The following is an 18,891-nucleotide window of genomic DNA, read 5'->3' as shown; positions in this document are numbered from 1 at the left end:
CGAGCTGCGTCGCGCGCGCCCCAGATTTGGGGCAGCTCTACAGCGCGCCACTACACGTACCGAGGAGGCGGCCAGAGCGGGCAGGGCGGGCAGGGCGGCCAGAGCGGGCAGGGACGGCCCCGCCTCAGCGCGCGGCGCCGCCGGCCTGAGCGGTACCCCCGCCGGACGGTCGGTGCGCGATGCGGGGCGCCCGCACCGCGGAGGCGGTGCCCGACGCCGGGCGGAAGTCCCGCGCCGCCGAGGCCACCATCTCGTCCGGGTCGCGCTCAAGTGCCTTGCGGATGTGCGGCGGGACGATCTCGGACGTCGCCATCGCCAGTCGCACCTGCACCGAACGGTCCTCGACGAGGCGTTCCAGGTCCGCCTCGTCCAGCTCGACCGAGCGGACCAGCGCCGCACGGACGTCCACCACCGGGTCGTCGGCCAGCGCGCTGCGCTGCGCGGCGGTGGTCCGCCGGTTGCGGGCGAGCCCCTTGCGGACGCGGCCGGTGCGGTCAGCCATCAGAGCGTTGATCACGTCGGGGTCGTGGGTGTGGGTGGCGAGTCGTTCCCGCACCTCGGGTGAGACGTCGTTGACAAGCCGGGCAGCCAGGTCCGGCTCCAGCTCGCGGGTCTCGGCGAGGAGGCCACGAAGTTCCTTGTCGGGCGCCTCGACCATGGCCTGGCGTACCGACTCGTCGCAGGCCGGGTTGCCGGCCACCGCCCAGCGGACCCACCGGTCGGCGTCCTTGACCAGACGCAGCAGGTTGCCGACCGACGTCGACGGGTTCCTCGCCACGGCCTCGCGGACCTGGCGGTCGTGATCCCGGGCCAGGGGTCGCAGCGCCTGCGCGGGCGCGTCGCCGCGGCTCGCGACGGCCTTACGGACCGCCGGCGACGGGTCGGACGCCAGATCGATGAGGGTCATCTGCGACGTCGTCGGGTCCTGCGCCGCGGCGAGGCGCGCGTCACCGTCTGTCGCGTCGTGGCCGGTAGTGTCCGATCCGCTGTGCCGGTCGGATCCGCCGACGTGCTGCTGCTTGCCCATGCGGGCAATCATGGCACGAGCTGTTCGAGGTGCCTGCGTTCAGTGATCCTGGCGGCTTTTCCCGCCGCCGAACAGCCCAGGATGGCCGAAGAGCCCCGGCAGGCCCCCGGTGTGCAGGAAGACCACGTTGGCGCCGCGCGGGAAGCTGCCGGCCAGCAGCGCCGCCATGGCCCGGCCGGTGTACGTCGGGTCCAGGAAGATCCCCTCCTCGCGGGCGGTCGTTGTCAGCGCCTCCCGCACCCCGTCGGTGAGGGTGGCGTAGCTCGCGCCCACCTGTGACCCGTCGATCCGCAGCGCGGCCGGCTCGACCTCGCCGGGCAGTAGGCCGGCGACTGTCGAACGGGGATCGGGCAGGGCGCCGACGTCCACCCCGACGACCCGCTCGGCGCCGAGTTCGCGTACCAGCCCGGCCATCGTCCCGCCGGAGCCGAGCGCCACCACGACCTCCGTCGCGTCGATGTCCGGCACCTGGTCGCGCAGTTCCCGAGCGCAGTCCACATAGCCCTGGACCGACGCCTGTGAGGTGCCGCCGAAGGGGATGGCGTACGCCGACCGCCGCGTCGCCTCGACCGCCACCACCTCGGCCAGCGGGGCGTCTCCGGCCCAGACGACCTCCGCGCCCGCCAGTTCGTCGAGCAGCAGGTTCCCGCGCCGATCCGGCGGGCGTGGGCCGGCGAGCACCAGCACGCAGCCGAGGCCGAGTCGCGCGGCCGCCGCTGCGGTCAGCCGGGCGTGGTTGCTCTGTGGCGCCCCTGAGGTGATGAGCGTGGTGGCGCCGGCCGCGATCGCCTCGGCGCAGGTGTAGCGCAGCTTGCGGATCTTGTTGCCGCCGCCGCCGAGCCCGCCGAGGTCGTCACGCTTGAACCACAGCTCCGCCAGCCCGAGCCGGGCCGCGAGCCGGGGCGCGGCCTCCAGCGGAGTCGGCCACGTGCCGAGGGGAACAGGTGCGATCATTCCGACAGCTAATCACGGCGCTCGCCACGCCTGGCCGCACTGCTGTCGGTCACCTCAGCGTGGGCGCGGCACGACCAGGCCGCACTCGTACGCGATGACCACGAGTTGGGCGCGGTCCCGCGCGTGCAACTTGGCCATGGCCCGGTTGACGTGTGTCTTCGCGGTCAGCGGGCTGATCACCAGGCGGTCGGCGATCTCGTCGTTGGAGAGCCCACGCGCGACCAGTGCGACGGTCTCCCGTTCCCGGTTGGTGAGCCCGGCCAGGCCAGCGTGGGCACGCAGGTGGGGCGGCTCGGTGACGTACCTGTCGATGAGTCTGCGGGTGATCGACGGTGCGAGCAGCGCGTCGCCGCGTGCCGCGACGCGGACGGCGTGCAGGAAGTCCTCCGGCTCGATGTCCTTGACGAGGAAGCCGGCGGCACCGGCGCGCAGTGCGTGGAAGACGTGTTCGTCGAGGCCGTAGTTGGTAAGGATGACGACGTGCACCCCGGCCAGGGTCGGGTCCGCGGCGATGAGCCTTGTCGCCTCGATGCCGTCCATGACCGGCATCTGGATGTCGACGAGCGCGATGTCGGGCAGGTGTTGCCGGGCGAGGGCAACTCCCTGCCTCCCGTCGGCGGCCTCGCCCACCACCTCGATGTCGTCTTCGGCGTCGAGGAGCGCGCGGAAGCCGCTGCGAAGGAGCGGCTGGTCGTCGACAAGCAGGACGCGGATCATGGTGTCGGGCCGACGGGAAGCTCGGCGTGGACGCTGAAGCCGCCCTCGTCGCGGGGCTCGGCACGGAGCCGACCGCCGAGGGCGGTGACCCGTTCACGCATGCCGAGCAACCCCACACCGGGCGTCGGTGTCGTGCCCAGCCGGGCCGTGCCGTCGTCGTCGACGCGGATGGCGAGGGCACCCGGGCGGTAGTCGACGCGGACCGACGCCGTCGCGGCGGCGGCGTGCCGGGCGACGTTGGTGAGGGACTCCTGGACGATCCGGTAGGCGGTCCGGTCCACAGCTGCCGGCACCTCGTGTCGCTGTCCCTCGATCGTCAACGTCGCGTCCAGGCCGGCCATCCGGGCGCGTTCCACCAGTTCGGAGAGGTGATCGAGCCCGCACTGCGTGTTGCCGCCGTCCTCGCGCAGCGCCTCAAGGGTCGCGCGCAGCTCGCGGCTCGCCTCACGGCCGGCCTCCCGGATCGCCAGCAGCGCCTCCGGCACCGCCTCGCCGCGCCTGTGGGCCAGGTGGACGGCCACCTCGGCCTGCACCTTGATGATCGAGATCTGGTGGGTGAGCGAGTCGTGCAGCTCGCGCGCGATGTGCAGCCGTTCCTCGTCGGCACGGCGACGCGCGACCTGTTCCCGGGTGCGCTCGGCTTCGTCAGCCCGCCGCTCGGCCTGCCGCAACGCCTCGCCCGCGGCCGCGGCGGCGACAAGCCACGCCACCTCGAGCGCGCCGCGGGCACGTGTGAGCGCCTCGCCCACCGGAAGGTCCAACGGCCGGGCCAGGGCCGTGAGCGGCAGTGCGAGCAACATGAGTACGGCGGCGATGATCGTGACGGCGCGATGCCCTGCCCGCACGGCGGCGTACACGGCGAACAGGAAGGCGACGGCGGGTACGTCGAACCCCACCGCCTGGTAGCCGACGCCGCACAACCCGCTGACCGCGAGGACGGCGACGGGCGCCTGCCGGCGCGCTGCCAGAGCCAGACCGCTGGCCGCCAGGAGCGCGAGGCCGAGCAGGTCCAGGGAAATGTGGGCGCGGTCCTCGGCGAGCCCTGCGGCGAGCAGCGCCGCTGTCACGCACACGGCGATTCCGATGTCTCGGACACCCACCCGTCCCGTGCTCATGCCGGAACCGTAGCCCCGCGTACGCCGCCTGCGACTCCCCCTGGCGGACGAGCCACCACTACCGCGCCCGCTGTAGCGCACGCCGTGCCTGCCCCGACCGTGGCAGGCGGGTACGCCCTCGACGGCAGGCGAGAAGGCGTCCCGCCGCCGGACGACCGGCAGCCCGCCCGACGCCAGGATCGGAGCACAACGATTGACGACGAAGGAGTGGACACATGAACGCGTCAGGGAATCCGTCAACCGCCCGGCTGGTGGTCGCCGTCGTCGCGTCCACGCTTGCCGGCGGGCTCACCGCTCCGGCGGCCGCGTACGCGGCGACTCAGCCGGTCGCCGCCAGCGTCAGCATGAGTGCCGGGCGGCTCGGGGCCTCAGTGGCAGCCGTGGTGGCACTGGTCGGCGTCATCATCGGCGCGTTGTCCCTGGCCCGTCCCGCAAGTCGCGTCGGCACCGGCACCGGTCGGCTCGGCGCGGCCGTGGCGCTGGCGACAGGGCTGGTCGGCGTGGCGCTCGGCGCGCTTGTGGTGGTTACCTCGGACAGCGGGATCGGCACGGGCAACGGCCGTGGCGGCGCGTACGTGGCCCTGGTGTTGGGCGTGGCCGCGCTGGGTCTCGGTTCGATCGCGCTGAGCCGCTCCCGGCGCACCGTCTGACGTGGCCGGGCGCGGCTGTGCTCATCGACTGTTCTGGTTCTGCCGCAGGGCCTCCTCGAGTTGGTCCTCAAGGATGATGATGCGACAGGCGGCTTCCAGCGCCGTCCCCTGGTCGACCATCTCCCGGGCCCTCGCCGCGAGCCGCAGCTGGTAGCGGGAGTAGCGGCGGTGCCCGCCGGCCGAACGTTGCGGGTGGATCAGCTTGGCCTCGTCCAGCCTGCGCAGGAACTCCTGGGTAGTGCCGACGATCTCCGCGGCACGACCGATCGTGTACGCGGGGAAGTCCTCGTCGCCGAACATGTCCTCGGGTCCTTGGCCCATCTCACCTCCACGTCGAGGGCCCCGGCGCTGACGCGCCGGGGCCCAGGGTTACAGGGTCTGAAACACCATCTACCGACGAGTTCGTCGGCTTGTCCTTTCCGCACCGGCCTGCTGTGCAGACGTCGGTTGCGAGGATCGCGTAAGCGTGACCGGAGACCACCTCTCGTTCGATGGAAACTGCGGTGTCCGCCCGGCCCGAACAGCGACCGGCAGCGGGCGATCCAACGGTGTAGAACCCTCCCTTTCCTCTGCTTCCATTGCCTGAACTGCTCGCTGGCGTCGAGACCCCACGCAACTTCATGGCCTCGCGCCCGTGCGACGAACTGTCAGCTGGAACCCTGAACGTGCCTCGGCCCCACCTGCGACCCTCCGTCATGTCGACCGGAGCTTGCATACCTGCACTGCCATGCGGGCGGAAGCGGTGCTGTGCGCCGGCTTCCCGCCCTCTGCCCGTCGCGACCTCGCAACGGGTCAGGTCGTCCGCGTCTTTACGTTCCTCTGCTGTCAACGAGAGATACTTTAACCGGCCCGGTCGAGAATATCTACGACAACGGGCACAAGTTTTCTGGCCGCGAGGTGTCAGGCATCAGCCCGGCCGGCTGCTGCTGGCGATGCCCCGGATCGCCAGCAGCAGCCGGGCTCACTGCCGCTCGGCCTCGTCCGACGCACCGGTGATCATCGAGACGATCTCGTTGCGGCTGGTCTCCTCGATGTTGCGGACACCGACCTGGCGGCCGCGGCGCAGCACTGCCACCCGGTCGGCGATCCGGAACACCTGGTCGAGGTTGTGGCTGACGACGAGGACTGCCGCGCCCCGCTCCCGCAGCTTCATGATCAGCTGCTCCACCTTGGCGGTCTCGGCCACCCCCAGCGCGGCGGTCGGCTCGTCCATCAACACCAGGCCGCTCGCCCAGTGGGTGGCTCGGCAGATCGCCACCGCCTGACGCTGCCCGCCGGAGAGGTCCCTGATCGTCGCCTTCGCGCTGGGGATGCGGACGTCCAGGGCGTCCACAAGTTCCTGGGTCTCCCGCGCCATCCGGCGGCGGTCCAGCAGCCGCAGCGGGCCGCGGGTCAACTCCCGGCCGAGGAACATGTTCATGTAGACCGGCTGCGAGTCGGCGAGGGCCAGGTCCTGGTAGACCACCTCGACACCCTGCCGGCGGGCGTCGGAGGCGTCCCGGAACGTCACCGGTCGGCCGTGCATCCGCAATTCGCCCTCGGTCGGCTGGTACACCCCGGAAATGATCTTCACGAGGGTGGACTTGCCGGCGCCGTTGTCGCCGACCAGCGCGGTGATCTGACCGGCGGCCAGTTCGAGGTCGAACCGCTCGATCGCGACGACCCCGCCGAACTGCTTGCGGATGTCGCGCAGCTGCAACGGTGGGGCGGCCGTGCCGGCCGCGTCGCCGGCCGGGACGGTGTTCTGGGTGACAGTGCTCATGATGCCCTCCCTGTGCTGCCGGACGCGTGGGTGCGCGGGTCGCTGTCGTCGAGCCGGATCGGCGTCGACCCGTCGGCGGCGTAGACGCCGGTGACAGCCGGAACGCCGGAACGCACGCCGGTCACGCCTGCGGTCAGTGCCCGGGTGACGAAGACCTGCGGGCGGAATCCGAACAGGACGGTGTCACCGGGCGCGACGGACGGCACCGCGCTGACGTCGGCCATCGCGTAGTAGTCGATCGCCTCCGGCGCGGGCATCTCCACGTCGACCAGGTGCGCGTCGTCGAGACCACCGCCCCGGGGCACGATCAGGGCGCGGGTGCCGCCCAGACCCAGTACGGGGTCGACGTAGAGCCCGCCACCGAAGACGTACGCCCGGCCGTCCCACAGGTGGGACACCTCGCTGACGTAGAGCACGGCGGGCTCCTCGACCAGGTCGGTGACAGCGTGCCAGGGCGTCGTGCCGGTCAGCCCGTGACCGGGCTCGACCTGCGTGGCACCAGCCTCGGCGAGCATGCCCAGGATCGCGGCGGACGTCGTACCCGGGGCGTTGATCTCGACGTGGGACCGCCCGGCGGCGCGCAACGCGGCGGCGGCGGTCCGCAGGGTGTCGAGGTTCGCAGTCGGCACCACGCGGCCGGCGGCCGGATCGAACAGTTGGGTCGGGAAGCTCGTGACACCGGCGAACCGTGCCCCGGGAAGGGCGTCGAGCCGGTCGGCGACCGCGACGATCTCGTCGGCCGGGTAGCCGCCCTCGTGACCGCGATAGAAGCGGTCGCCGGGGGCGCTGATCCGGGCGAGCAGCGCCTGCTCCCGGCCGGCGGCGGCGCTGGCGGCCGCCGCCTCACCGGCCTTTGTGTCGTTGAAGACCGTCCAGAATCGCGGGGCGAGCGCGGCCGCGGTGGCTGCCTCGTGCCGGGGAATCTGCACCAGGTGACCAAGGTGACCGATGCCGAGCCCGCCGCGCCGGTCGGCCAGGGCGCACTGCAGGTCCACGCCGACGGCCTCGGTGATGCCGGCGTCGCGGATCGTCCGGCAGAAGTCGGGGTTGCGCCCGACCTGCTTGGTCATCGCGTACGCGGAGAGCCCGTGGCGGTCGGCCTCACGCCGGATGGCGGCAGCGTTCGTCGCCACGGTGTCCAGGTCCAGCGCGTAGCAGTTGGTTGGCAGCTCACCAGTGCCGTGCAGGTCCGCGGCAGCGGCCAGGAGGCCCGGGTTGCGGCGTCGCAGCAGATCCAGAAACATGCGTCAGCTTCCTTCCGGGTCAGCTGCGCCGCTCGCGCAGCGAGACGGAGACGGCAACGAGGATGATCGCGCCGCGCGCCATCATCTGCTGGGACACGGACAGCCCGGCCAGGATCAGGCCGTTGTTGAGCATGCCCATGAGCAGGCTGCCCAGCAGCGCTCCGACGATGGAGCCCTTGCCGCCGAACAGGCTGGTCCCGCCGACGATCACCGCGGCGATCACGGTCATCAGGTCGGCCTCGCCGAGGGTGTACCGGGCGCCCTGCAAGCGGCCGGCGTAGAGCAGACCGGCCATCGCGGCGCACATGGCGCTGCCCATCATCACCATGATCTTGACGCGGACCACGTTGATGCCGCTGACCCGGGCGGCGCCCACGTTGTCGCCGATCGCGAGAGTGTGCGCGCCGTAGCGGGTCTGGCGCAGCACGAGGTAGCCGACGACCGCTGCCGCCACCGACCAGAGCACCAGGCCGGGGATGCCGAAGATCTCGCCCTGGCCGAAGATCGCAAGGAATGCCTCGTTGCCGACCGGCACCGACTGGAGGCCGGTGACCTCGCGGGCCAGACCGGCCACCGCACCCATCGTGGCGAGGGTGACAAGGAAGGACGGCAGCCGCACGAGGGTGACGAAGACCCCGTTGACAAGGCCGACCGCCGCGCCGGCGAGCAACCCGGCCGCCGCGCCGAGCAGCATGCTGTCGGTCTCCCGCAACGTCACCGCGCCGACCAGCGCGGAGAGCGCGACGACCGAGCCGATGGACAGGTCGATCTCACCGGCTGCCAGCACGAAGACCAGGCCGACCGCCATGACCGTGATCGGCGCGGTCTGGATGATGATGTTCGTGAGGTTGCTGGTGGTGAGGAAGCCATTGCTGCCCTGCGTGATGGCAAAGAACAGGAACACGACGGCGAAGCCGATGTAGACCACGTAGTCGCGCCAGTTGAACCTGCTCCAGGCCGGTCCGCTTCTGGCCTTCACCGCAGCATCGGTCTGGGTCATCTATCGTCCCTCCGCTGTTTCCAAAGAGGCGGTCCAGCCGGGCTGGGTCGCAACGGGCCGCGCCGCCGAACCGAGGTGGGCGGGCAGGTCGTGGTGGGTCGGCGGACCGCTGTGGACGCCGGCCTCGGTACGGGCGACAGCGATGGCGCCGAGCAGGCCGGCGCGGTCGCCGAGCAGACTGGTCTTGATCTCCGGGGCGTCCGCGCTCAACGCGGCGACCCAGCGCCGGACCGGATCGACAAGCTCGACCCGGGATCCGATCCCGCCGCCGAGGACGACCGCCTCCGGGTCGAGGACGGCGGTGACCGCGACGATTGCCAACGCGATGAAGCGGGCCTCCTCGTCGATGGCCGTCCGGGCGACCTCGTCGCCGGCCGCGGCCCTGTCGAAGACATCGGGCACGCTTGCCTGCTCGCCGCTCACCGCCCGGTAGCGGGCGGCCAGGGCCGCGCCGGCCACCGCCTGCTCCAACGCGCCGTGGACCTGGTTCGCGGGGTCGAACGGGTCGGTACCCAGTGGCAGGTAGGAGATCTCCCCCGCCGCGCCCCGGGCGCCGTGGACCAGTTCGCCGTTGAGCACGATGCCCATGCCGATCCCGGTGCCGACTGCCACGAAGACGAAATGCCGATGGGTACGTCCGCTGCCCAGCCACCGCTCTCCGGCGGCTGCCATGTTGACGTCGTTGTCCAGCACGACCCTGTGACCCAGCCGGCTTGTCAGCTCGGCCCGGATGTCGAAGGACCCGAGTTCGGAGACGTTCGGGGAGAGGTCGACGGTGCCGGTGGCCGGGTCCGGGGCACCGGGCAGGCCGATAGCGCTGACCCGGACGTCGGACCACGGAACGCCACCCCGGACGGCGAGGTCGCGCAGCAGCGCGTCGATCTGCGCGGCGACGGCCAGCCCTCCGCGCGGGTCGGTGGCCAGCACGTCCTCGGCCACGATGTGACCGGTGAGATCCGCGATCGCGGCCCGGAGCTTGGTGCCGCCGAGGTCCACACCGGCGACGTACCCGGTCGAGTCGGACCGCGGGTTCGGGTGGCCGGCCATCAGCCGACCGTCAGGAGTCGGGCCGGGTTGGCCACCAGCATCGCGTCGAGCGCCTCCGGCGGCACACCGAGCCGGGCGAGACCCGGCACGATCTCCTGACCGAGGTACGAGTAGCCGAGGCGGCCGTGCGTGCCCGGGTTCAGGTACGCCTCCGCGCCGGTCAGGTCCATCGAGAGCAGGATCCGGTCGGCGTACCCGTCGCGGACCAGCCCCGCGAGCATGTCCAGGCGGGCGCGGTCGGGCCTGTGGTACGCCCGCTTGCCGAACTCGCCCTCGGGCGGGTTGTCCGGCAGCGGGGCGAGCACGAAGTCCCAGAACTGCTTGCCGAGGGTGTCGAAGGCGATGTTGACGCCGGTCGCGAGCACCGCCCGCAGGTAGTCCGGGTCGGGGTTGATGTCCAGGTGGCCGATGACGATGCGGGAGAGGTCGGCTTTCTCCTCGCGGAGGATCTCGACCTGCTCCAGCGCCATCGTGCCGTGCGTCGTGTGGGTGTTCACCGACAGCCCGGTGGCCACGTGGGCGCGGGCGGCGGCACGTAGGCACTTCTCCTCGTGCGGGGTGATCTCGTTGAGCCCGGTGGCCTGCTCGCCGAAGATGCCGACCTTGACTCCGGTGTCGCCCACCCCGATCGTGGCGTCGGCGACGAACCGCTCCCGCATCTCGTCCACGCTGGCGTTCAGCGCCCAGCCCGGCGAGTACGGCTCCAGGTAGATCGCCGATCCGGCGACGACGTGCAGGCCGGTGCGTTCGGCCACCTCGCGCAGCAGTGTGACGTCGTGGCCCACCACCTCGTACGGGGACAGGTCCACGATCGTGCCGAAGCCCAGTTCCGGCAGGCCACGTACGGCGTCGACGGCGAGGTCCGCGCGGTCGTCGCCGGCGCCGCCGGACAGCCACGGCCCGGGCACCAGCGCGCCGAGGTGCTCGTGGCTCAGCACCTTGCCGAGCGACTCGGGGGCCACTGGCCCGAGGACTGTCTGGACGTACCCCATCTGACTTTTCCTTCCATCGCGCTTCGCAGGGGGCTCGCGGACCCGGCCGTGTCGCGTGGCCGGAGTGAGGCCCGGGGTCCCGTCGGGGACAGACCCCGGGCCTCGCGTCACCTGCCGTTAGTTGGCGCGCACCTCGGCCGGCGGCTCCTGGCCGTAGTCGTCGCGCCAGGCCTCGGCGATGTTCTCCTTGGTGGCGGCCATCGGCGAGCCGACGACCAGCTCCGGCGCCTTCTTGCCGAGCAGCCCGTAGGCCGAGACGATGCCCAGGCTCTGGCCGAGCCGGGTGGAGCCGTTGGCGACGATGCCGGCGATGTTGCCGCCCTTGACCAGGTCGGCGGCGAGGTTCGCCTCCAGGTCGTTCGTGACGATCTTGACGTCGGTACGACCCTGCTGCCGGGTCGCGGCGAGCACGCCCTCGGCGGCGGTGGCCCAGGCGACGTAGACGCCGTTCAGGTCGGAGTGGCGGGTCAGCATCGCGGTGGCGATGTCCTCGGTCCGCGCCGGGTCGGAGAACCCGGTCTCCTCGACGATCTTGATGTCGGGGTAGAGGAAGTTCAGCCAGTCCTTGAACGCCTTGTCCCGCTGGTTGGTGAACCAGAAGTCGGCGTCGTGGTAGATGTAGCCGACCTTGCCCTTACCGCCGAGCGCCTTGCCGAGCATTTCCGCGTTGGCCTTACCGAACGCGGTCAGGTCGGCGGTGACGATGCCGACGATCTGCTCCCCGGCCTTGTAGCCCTTCGGCGGGGTGGTCATCACGACCAGCTTGACGCCGGCGTCGACAGCGGGCTTGAAGGCCGCCGCGGCCGCGGTGGGGTCGACAGCGATCGTGACGATCAGGTCGGGCTTGAGCGCCAGGACGGTCTGCAGGTTGTTGGCCTGCCGGGCGGCGTCGAACTCGGCGCTGGTGCTGGCCAGCACCTTGATGCCGAGCTGGTCGAACTCCTTGCGGACGCCGGACTCCACAGCCTTGGTCAGCGCGGAACCCTCGTGCCAGACGAACGCGGCCGAGAAGTTGCCGTCCTTGACCTTCTGCTGCTCCTCGGGGGTCAGCGAAAGCTGGTCGGCGGCGGTGGGCGTCTCCCCGCCGGGGCCGACGAACGACAGGCTCGGTTCGGTGCGAGGGCCGCTCGACGCGCCGCCGTCGTCACCGGACGTCTCGTTCGAGCAGGCGCTGACCATGAGCGCCAGGGCGCAGATCGCGCCCAGAACTGCCCCACGCCTACGGGTGAGATTCATAGCTCTTCCCTCCACAGCAACGGGCCCGGAGCCGGTGGCTCCGGACTGAGACGGGGTTCCGACGTGACCAGCACGGCACGTGACAAGGGACCCGTGCCGTCACCCCGGCTCCGGTCCGTACCGGCGGGGCGGCGGCCTCTATTTCCGTTCAGGGTGAAAGTATTAACGTCCCTGCTCACACCCGTCAAGAGGCCCGCTCGGAGATTTCGGCCACGCGGTTCGACCGCAAAGATGGGTATCTGTCCGGCTACGACGGAAATGCGGCCGACAGCGCGGGCTACCGGCGGTATCCCTGGAGCCGGGCGAACCGACACGCGCTCGGGTGTTGCGGCGGCCAGGGCGCAGCCTTAACATTCGGTCGGAAAGAAATAGGGGAGGTGGACGTGGAAGCACAGGCGCCGCGACGCGCGAACCGGTCGACGGTGCTGACGCACGTCCTCACCCACGGCCCGGTGACCCGCACCGCCATCGGCCAGGAGACCGACCTCTCCCCCGCCACGGTGTCACGCATCGTCGAACAACTCCTCGACGAAGGGCTGCTGACCGAGACCGACGGCACCCCGAGCACCACCCGGGGCCGGCGGGCGACACGGGTGGCGATCGCCGCCGGACGGGGCGTGGTCTGCGGAGTCGACGTCGGCGGTTCCAACGTCCGCCTGGTGGTGGCCGACCTCGCCGCCACGCCGCTGGTGGGCCGCACGGTCCCCACCCCGGCCGACTACGACGCCCCCCGGCTGGCCCACTGGCTGGCCGACCTCATCCGGCAGACCGTCGGCGATCATCTCGACCGGCTCGACTGCGTGGCGGTGGGGCTGCCCGGTGCCGTCCGGCAGCACGACCGCACCGTCCGTAACGCGCCGAACCTTCCCCAGGTCGAGGATCCGGAGTTCCTCCGCCTGCTGGAGAAGCGGCTGGCCACCGGCATCGAGGTGGACAACGACTCCAACTACGCGCTGCTGGGTGAGCTGCGCTTCGGCGCGGCGCGCGACACGCAGACAGCTGTGATGTTCACGATCGGGGCCGGGCTCGGTGCCGGCGTCGCCATCGAACGGCGGCTGTTCCGGGGCCGCAGCGGCATGGTGGGCGAGTTCGGGCACCTGCCGGCCGGCCCGCTGGGCGGCGCACTCGAACAGATCATCACCGGGCCCGGAATCCTCGCCCGCGCCCGCGACCTCGGCCTACCGTTCGACAACGCGGCAGACGTCTTCCACTCCACCGATCCCCGCCTGGTGCCGGTCAAGCAGTACGTCGAGCAGGCACTGCTGATCATCCTCACCGCCGCCGTGGTGGCCTACGAACCCGAGGTGATCGTCCTCGGCGGCGGCATCTCCCACGCGCTCACACCCGATCTCGGCCGATTGGGGAGTCGGCTGAGGGAGATCGTGCCCTCCGCCCCGGCGGTCGTCCAGAGCGCCGAACTCGGGGACCTCTCCGGCGCGTTGGGCGCCGTGGTGGCGGCGCTGCACAACGCGTACGGCCGGCTCGGGCTCGCCGAGGCCGACCTCGCCCACGTACCCCAGTCGGACGCGCTCGCCGGCTGCGACCTGCGCGCGTTGGCCGCCACGGCGGACGCCTGATCGTCAGACGCCGCCGGGCCGTGCCCCGACTCGGGGCTCCGGCCGGACGGCGCCGCTGATGGTGGGCCGACGACAGTGCGATCGCCGGCCCACCATGCCGAAGGGCTACCGCACCCGCAGCTGCTGATGAACGGCCGCGGTGGAGGCGTAGGTCGTGTCGCCGGAGTAGGCGACGTGGACCGGGTATCCCCCGGCCGACAGGCCGCTGGTCGGCAGGTTGACGACGGCCGCGCCATCGGTGAGCGACACCACCTGCGTGCTGCCACCGAAGGTCACGGCGATCTCACCTGTCACCTGCGGCGCCTTCTTGTGCTGGGTCTGCGCCCGCAGGTCGACGTCCAGTGTGAACGTGCCACCCCTGACGATCGACGCGGGCGCGGCCTTCGCCTTCACCACGACCCGTGCCGCGCCCGGGGGCGTCAGGGTGACCCCTGCCGTGCCCGCCTTGGTCGGGTCGACCACCGACGTCGCCACGACGGTGAGCGCCGACGCGGTCTCGTTCGCCGCCACCGAGAGCCGACCGTCCGCGGAGATGGTCGTACCCGCCGACGTCGCTCCCGTGACCGACCACGTGACCGCCGGGCTCACCCCGTCGTTGGTGGTGACCTGGGCGGCGAACTGCCGGGTCCAGTTCCAGCCCCGCGTCAGGGTCTCGGTCGCGGGGGTCACCGACACCGAGTCGACCCCCGACCACAGGAAGTCCCGCGCGAAGATCGTGAACAGTTGGCCGGCGGTCATCCCGTCGTGCGCACCGGGCACCTGGGTGGTGTAGGCGTCGTACCCGCGTGCCCGGAAGTTGTTCGCGATGCCGTTATGGGCGTTGAGGTTGCCCTCGAAGACGCCGTTGCCGAGAAACACGAAGAGATCGTCGTCGCCGACCGCCGCGGCGATGTTGTCGTAGTCCTGCGGGGTGAGGGACGGGTTGCCGGAGAAGTGCCCGTAGAAGCCGAACGTGGTCGGGTAGTTACGGATGACGAAGCCGCCGGTCGACCCGCCGTAGGAGAACCCGCCGTAGGCGCGCCCCTCCCGCTCGGTGGAGACGTTGTAGGTGGACTCGATCAGCGGCAGGATCGTCTGGACCAGGTTGTTCGCGGCGTTGGTCTGGTTGTACGAGGCGAACCCGAGGCTCGTACCCGTGAAGTGGTTGCCCATGGTGACGACCACCGTCGGCTCGATCTCGCCCTTGGCCGTCATGTTGTCGAGGATGTTCGGGACGTTCGCGGGGACCATGAAGTCGGTCTCGTCGCCGAAGATGCCGTGGGCGAGATACGCGACCTTGTACGGCTGGGCGCGGTTCGGGTCGTAGTTCGGCGGCAGGTAGACACCGAGGTAGTGGCCGCTGTCGCCGAGGATCGTGGTGTAGGGGATGTACCGGACGGTGCCCCGCCGCGCGGGGTCGGCCACTGGCAGCTCGTACTCAGAACGCGCCTTCAGCACCGGGTCGTTCTGCTTGTCGGCGTACGGCACGTACACGGCGTCGAGGACGTCGTTGTTCCGGACCCGGAACGAGGACTCACCCGGGGGCCGGGGGTTGGTCGAGGCCGGGTCCCAGATGCGCTTGTTGACCCAACCCTGGGTGGGGTCCCAGACCCGGTACCAGTAGCTGAGGCTGCCGGCGTGCAGCGGGAGCGAGACCGACCAGTAGCCGGCAGGGTCCCTGGTCATGTCCCTGAGGAACTCGGTGCCTCCGGAGTGGTACCGACCCGGCTGCCAGGCTTCCGGCTGGTACCGCGTGGTGCCGGTGCCGACGTCGAGCAGCGTCAGGTCGCCGGCCAGGCGGACCTGCGTGGCGTTGGGGTTGTGGTAGACGAACGTGACGGTGTAGCCGGTCGGTGAGGCGCTGTCCGCAGTGACGGTCGCACCTTCCACAAGCGCGGTCGTGGCGGCGGCGGCAGCCGGCGCGGAGACGATCGCGCTGGCACCGAGTGACGCGAACGCGAGCAACGCGACCGCACGCGCGAACCCGCGCCTTCCGATCGCCTTCCTCATCTGAGCACACACCTTTGTAGTCTCATATCACGGCCTTTCAGACCCACGGTTCTATTCGGACACTGTCGACTGAGGGCAGCACTGATCGAGCCCCAACCGGGGGCGCAGCGCTTGATTCGGCTCACTACCGGAGGAGCCACCGGAGCTGAAGGCGTCTGGGGACGGGACGCGGGTTGGTGGTGGTGGGACGTGAAGAGCCTCCTCCTGGGCCACCCGGGCTCGCGCCCGTCGATAACGACCCGTTCCGGCACTCTCTGGACCTGATGCTGCGCTAAATCGAATTAGCAAAATTAGTGTGGCCGCGCACACCTTCCGCTGTCAAGGGATCTAGCGCCCGCGCGCGGGCCCGACCGCCGGATGGCCGACGACGGTGCGGCCGTCGCGCGGGGCGAGTTCCACAGCCACGGCGAGGGTGCTCGGGCTGGCGGCCCTCGTGGCGAGGGCGCCGATGTCGACCCTCCGGCCGGCGCCGTCGGTGACGAAGCCGGCCTCCAGCCGCAGATCGCCGAGGGGTACGTCGAACACTGTCGACGCGGCCCTCAGGAGCCGTTGTCGGGCGATGGCAGCGGCGACCCGGATCGGCGCATAGGACGGCCCGCCGGCAGCCGGGGTGCCCGCACGTTCCGGCCGTGCGTCGGCAAGTGCGACGCGGATCCGTCCGCGCGGGACAGAGAGTTCCTCGGCGATCAGGGCGGCGGTCGAGGTGGTGGCCGTCTGCCCCATCAGGGCTCGGGGCACCGCGAACGAGACGGTTCCGTCCTCACTGACCTCGACGGCGATCAGTGCCGATGTGGTCAGCGCCACGGCGGTCATGATGTCGTTGAGGCCGAGCAGCTCCATCGGGTCCGACGACGGCAGCGCGGCAGCACCGGGGGTCGTCACCAGTTCCGCAGCGGTCACCAGCACCGGCGCGGCCAGCACGTACCCGGGGAAGCGTCCCCGGGAATTGCGCTCCACCATGGCCGTTCTCACTGCTGATCGGTGTGCTGTCTCGCGAACTGGGTGTGGTGCGTCGGCAGGGGTCGGGGACGCGACATCGGCCGCGTCCCCGACTGCGACGTGCACGATCAGGATGGACGGTTGCCGAGCGGGATCTCGATGTTGATCTGCTGCCCCTCGGACAGGAAGAGCAGGGCCAGCTTGCGCAGGAACTCGTCGAAGAGCCAGTACGACGGCGGCGCGAGGGGAAGCGGAAGCAGCGCCTCCCGGACGGCGATGAACGGCCCCCAGGCCGTCTGCAACAGGGTGTCCCAGAGCGGTTCCCGGGGGATCTGCAACCAGTTGGCGATCTGGTTGCCGAGCAGGAACCTCGTGAACGAGCCGAGGATGGGCTTGCTCAGGATGCCGGCGTCGATCTCCTTGCCGAGGTCGAGCAGGATGTCCGCGAGCGCGATGCCCTCGGGGGTCGGTGCCAGCACCGGGTCGAGGACCTGGTCGGCCTGGGCGTTGGCCTCACTCCACGTGGCAGGGATGTACTCGTCCTTGATGCCCAGCATGTGTGCGGCCACCTGCCACAGGTGGAGGAATGCTGTCGACTCCCGGGTGGGGATCGGAACCCGCCACGCATTCAGCTGGCGCATGACAGTGGTCGGCAGGCTGTGCCACGTGACCATCATGTCCCGCTGACTGATCGGGATGTCCTCCGGGGCGACGGCCACCCACCTCGGCGACTGCGGCAGGAGATGACGTACGCCGGCGTGGGCCAGCCGGGTCTTGACGGCCGTCACGATCATCGAGCCGGTGGGCTGGTAGGCGTTGGCCGTGCCGATGTCGTACCCGAGCTTTGCCGTTTTGGAGATGCGGTCCTTCATGTCCGCGCCGCCCTCGGAGTAGTAGACGGCGCGGGCCTCCTTCGGAATGACAGTGCTCATCATGCCGCTGGCCAGGCCGTACAGGACGCCGAGGTAGAGCCCCCGCTTCTCGTTGAACTGCACCGCGGTGGCGAGCTTGCCCTGGTCGACCCAGGACGGAAGCTGACGGGCACGTTGGATGAACTGGTGTACGTCAGCGGGCAGACCGTCCGGCAGCGGCTGCCCGTTCCTGGTCCAGGTCCGCAGCACCCGGTTGACCAACGGCGCGTCGCCCCTGTCGAGCAGCGAGGCGACCAGAGGGTCGGCCTCTTCGTCCCACACCCATCGCGGATCGGTGCCCGCCCCGGCGCCCGCGACCGAGCCCATTGGGGACCAGGACCATGGTGCGGCCTGCGCTGGCGTGGTGGCACTCAACGCGCCGAGCGCGCCCAAGGCCCCACCGACCTGCAACATCCTGCGTCTGCTGACTGGTTCCACGTTCACTCCTCGGGGTCGAGGCCATTGATACGGTGAAACAAATGTTGCGACTGTGTATCAGATGAGAGCACACTGTGCCGGTGATCACAAGGCCGAATGCGATGACGGTCGATGTTCGGCCCAACCTGAACTGCACGGACGCCACGCCGTCCGCAATCCCCACTGTGGCAAGGGGTTGCGGTGTTCCGTCGCGATCGGACGGTCCATGACCGAAGAGGCGCCCCGCGGAAATGGCCGGGCGGCAGAGGCGCTTGTGCACATGGGACAGCGCGTGGTCGACGGCGGGGCGTCGCGACGCTGGCTCGTGACGGACACCGTCGAGGAGAGGAAACGAGATGAGCGTGGTCGACGGGCAGCTTCAGGGCAAGGTCGCCTGGGTGACGGGCGCCGGCCAGGGCGTGGGGGCGGCGATCGCCGAAGGGCTGGCGGAGGCGGGCGCTTCCGTGATCCTCCAGTCGCGCCGGTTGGACGCGTTGGAGGCGGTGCGCGACAAGATAGTCGCCAACGGTGGCACGGCGGACATCGTGGCCGGCGACGTCACCGACGAGGCTGTTGCCGAAGCCGTCGTGACGTTGGCCCGGCGACGATGGGATCGCCTGGACATCCTGGTGAACAACGCCGGCATCAGCCCGGCGCTGCACCGCAGCGAGCAACTGAGCGTCGCGGACTGGCAGCAGGTGATCGACACCAACCTGTCCGGGGTGTTCATCTGCGCCCGCGCCGCCGGCGCGATCATGATCGAGCAGGGCGCGGGCAGCATCGTCAACATGTCCTCGGTGCACGGCCAGGTCGGTCTTCCGCGGCTGGCCGCCTACAGCGCCAGCAAGGGCGGGGTCGAGCAGCTCACCCGGACGCTGGCACTGGAGTGGGCGGCCGCCGGCGTCCGGGTGAACGCGGTCGCGCCCGGCTACCTGGAGACACCGATGACGGCAGGGCTGCGCAGCCACGACCAGTGGTCGAGGCGGTTGCGCGAGCGGATTCCGATGGGCCGCTTCGGGCTGCCGCACGAGGTCGTCGGCGCCGTCGCCTTCCTGGCGTCGGACGCCGCCAGCTATGTCACCGGCAGCGTCCTGCACGTCGACGGCGGGTGGACCGCGCAGTAACACCGGTCCTGTCCCGACGAGCGCCGCTGCGGCCGCCCCTGCCCGGGGCGGCCGTTTGGTTAGGCGAAGTTCTAGCGCGGGTCACGACTGCGATCCAGATTAGCCCGTGCGGACAGTCGGTCCTTCCCAGAAAGTTAGCCCTCGTTTACAGTGCTGTCACAGGCTGCGGCACCCTCGCCACCACCACGAT

17 protein-coding genes are annotated in these 18,891 nt (G+C 70.8%); 3 read left to right on the top strand and 14 right to left on the bottom strand.

The window, feature by feature from the left end; all coding sequences use genetic code 11:
- Positions 1-124 precede the first annotated feature (124 nt).
- Genes ADK66_RS17730 through ADK66_RS17715 form a run of 4 tightly spaced genes read right to left on the bottom strand, consistent with a single transcriptional unit; the run spans position 125 to position 3,813 of the window.
- The gene (locus tag ADK66_RS17730) at positions 125-1,027 is read right to left on the bottom strand and encodes a hypothetical protein (protein WP_053656663.1); all 903 of its coding nucleotides are present in this window, start codon (positions 1,025-1,027) and stop codon (positions 125-127) included.
- A 39-nt stretch (positions 1,028-1,066) separates the two neighbouring features.
- Complete coding sequence (locus ADK66_RS17725) at positions 1,067-1,981, bottom strand: pyridoxal-phosphate dependent enzyme (RefSeq protein ID WP_053656661.1); 915 nt, start codon at positions 1,979-1,981, stop codon at positions 1,067-1,069.
- A gap of 54 nt (positions 1,982-2,035) precedes the next feature.
- Entirely contained in the window at positions 2,036-2,698 is a 663-nt protein-coding gene (locus ADK66_RS17720; RefSeq protein WP_053656659.1) for a response regulator transcription factor, read from the bottom strand.
- A complete protein-coding gene (locus ADK66_RS17715; protein WP_053656657.1) occupies positions 2,695-3,813 on the bottom strand; it encodes a sensor histidine kinase in 1,119 nt (372 codons plus the stop codon). The genes ADK66_RS17720 and ADK66_RS17715 overlap by 4 nt, the downstream gene beginning before the upstream one ends.
- Before the next feature lie 215 nt (positions 3,814-4,028).
- Here ADK66_RS17715 and ADK66_RS17710 point away from each other — a divergent pair, with 215 nt between their 5' ends.
- On the top strand, positions 4,029-4,463 hold the full coding sequence (locus tag ADK66_RS17710) for a DUF6223 family protein (protein ID WP_053656655.1): 435 nt from the start codon (positions 4,029-4,031) through the stop codon (positions 4,461-4,463).
- Positions 4,464-4,484: 21 nt separating this feature from the next.
- On the opposite strand, the gene ADK66_RS17705 is transcribed toward ADK66_RS17710, so the two are convergent.
- The 7 genes from ADK66_RS17705 to ADK66_RS17675 all read right to left on the bottom strand — a co-directional run bounded on the left by ADK66_RS17705 (position 4,485) and on the right by ADK66_RS17675 (position 11,744).
- Positions 4,485-4,784 (bottom strand): MerR family transcriptional regulator, encoded by a 300-nt coding sequence (locus ADK66_RS17705; protein WP_053656653.1) that lies wholly within the window; start codon positions 4,782-4,784, stop codon positions 4,485-4,487.
- Positions 4,785-5,424: 640 nt separating this feature from the next.
- Positions 5,425-6,225, bottom strand: a complete 801-nt coding sequence (locus ADK66_RS17700; RefSeq protein ID WP_053656652.1) for an ATP-binding cassette domain-containing protein — start codon at positions 6,223-6,225, stop codon at positions 5,425-5,427.
- Positions 6,222-7,469 (bottom strand): alanine racemase, encoded by a 1,248-nt coding sequence (locus ADK66_RS17695; protein WP_053656649.1) that lies wholly within the window; start codon positions 7,467-7,469, stop codon positions 6,222-6,224. The genes ADK66_RS17700 and ADK66_RS17695 overlap by 4 nt, the downstream gene beginning before the upstream one ends.
- Before the next feature lie 19 nt (positions 7,470-7,488).
- Positions 7,489-8,469 (bottom strand): ABC transporter permease, encoded by a 981-nt coding sequence (locus tag ADK66_RS17690; RefSeq protein ID WP_053656647.1) that lies wholly within the window; start codon positions 8,467-8,469, stop codon positions 7,489-7,491.
- Complete coding sequence (locus tag ADK66_RS17685) at positions 8,470-9,516, bottom strand: ROK family protein (RefSeq protein WP_053656645.1); 1,047 nt, start codon at positions 9,514-9,516, stop codon at positions 8,470-8,472.
- Positions 9,516-10,508: a phosphotriesterase gene (locus tag ADK66_RS17680; protein ID WP_053656643.1), complete on the bottom strand. Its 993-nt coding sequence runs from the start codon at positions 10,506-10,508 to the stop codon at positions 9,516-9,518. Before ADK66_RS17680 ends, ADK66_RS17685 begins: the two co-directional genes overlap by 1 nt.
- Positions 10,509-10,625: 117 nt before the next feature.
- Positions 10,626-11,744 carry a substrate-binding domain-containing protein gene (locus tag ADK66_RS17675; protein ID WP_053656641.1) on the bottom strand — a complete coding sequence of 373 codons (1,119 nt, stop codon included), beginning with the start codon at positions 11,742-11,744 and terminating at the stop codon, positions 10,626-10,628.
- Positions 11,745-12,127: 383 nt separating this feature from the next.
- Between ADK66_RS17675 and ADK66_RS17670 the strand changes: the two genes are divergently transcribed.
- Positions 12,128-13,321: an ROK family transcriptional regulator gene (locus tag ADK66_RS17670; RefSeq protein WP_053656640.1), complete on the top strand. Its 1,194-nt coding sequence runs from the start codon at positions 12,128-12,130 to the stop codon at positions 13,319-13,321.
- Between the two features lie 105 nt (positions 13,322-13,426).
- Here the strand turns inward: ADK66_RS17670 and ADK66_RS17665 are convergent, their stop codons facing one another.
- The 3 genes from ADK66_RS17665 to ADK66_RS17655 all read right to left on the bottom strand — a co-directional run bounded on the left by ADK66_RS17665 (position 13,427) and on the right by ADK66_RS17655 (position 17,598).
- The gene (locus ADK66_RS17665) at positions 13,427-15,310 is read right to left on the bottom strand and encodes an alpha/beta hydrolase-fold protein (RefSeq protein ID WP_053656638.1); all 1,884 of its coding nucleotides are present in this window, start codon (positions 15,308-15,310) and stop codon (positions 13,427-13,429) included.
- Between the two features lie 327 nt (positions 15,311-15,637).
- Positions 15,638-16,270, bottom strand: coding sequence for a molybdopterin cofactor-binding domain-containing protein (locus tag ADK66_RS17660; RefSeq protein ID WP_053656636.1), 633 nt, complete (start codon positions 16,268-16,270; stop codon positions 15,638-15,640).
- Between the two features lie 107 nt (positions 16,271-16,377).
- The gene (locus tag ADK66_RS17655; protein ID WP_053656941.1) at positions 16,378-17,598 is read right to left on the bottom strand and encodes an oxygenase MpaB family protein; all 1,221 of its coding nucleotides are present in this window, start codon (positions 17,596-17,598) and stop codon (positions 16,378-16,380) included.
- 335 nt (positions 17,599-17,933) lie between these two features.
- Between ADK66_RS17655 and ADK66_RS17650 the strand changes: the two genes are divergently transcribed.
- Positions 17,934-18,701: an SDR family NAD(P)-dependent oxidoreductase gene (locus ADK66_RS17650; protein ID WP_053656634.1), complete on the top strand. Its 768-nt coding sequence runs from the start codon at positions 17,934-17,936 to the stop codon at positions 18,699-18,701.
- The last annotated feature ends 190 nt before the right edge of the window (positions 18,702-18,891 follow it).

It is taken from the genome of Micromonospora sp. NRRL B-16802, from assembly GCF_001279555.1.
Classification (GTDB): domain Bacteria; phylum Actinomycetota; class Actinomycetes; order Mycobacteriales; family Micromonosporaceae; genus Micromonospora; species Micromonospora profundi.
The sequence above is the reverse complement of the archived record's forward strand: the minus strand, read 5'-3'. Positions and strand labels throughout refer to the sequence as shown.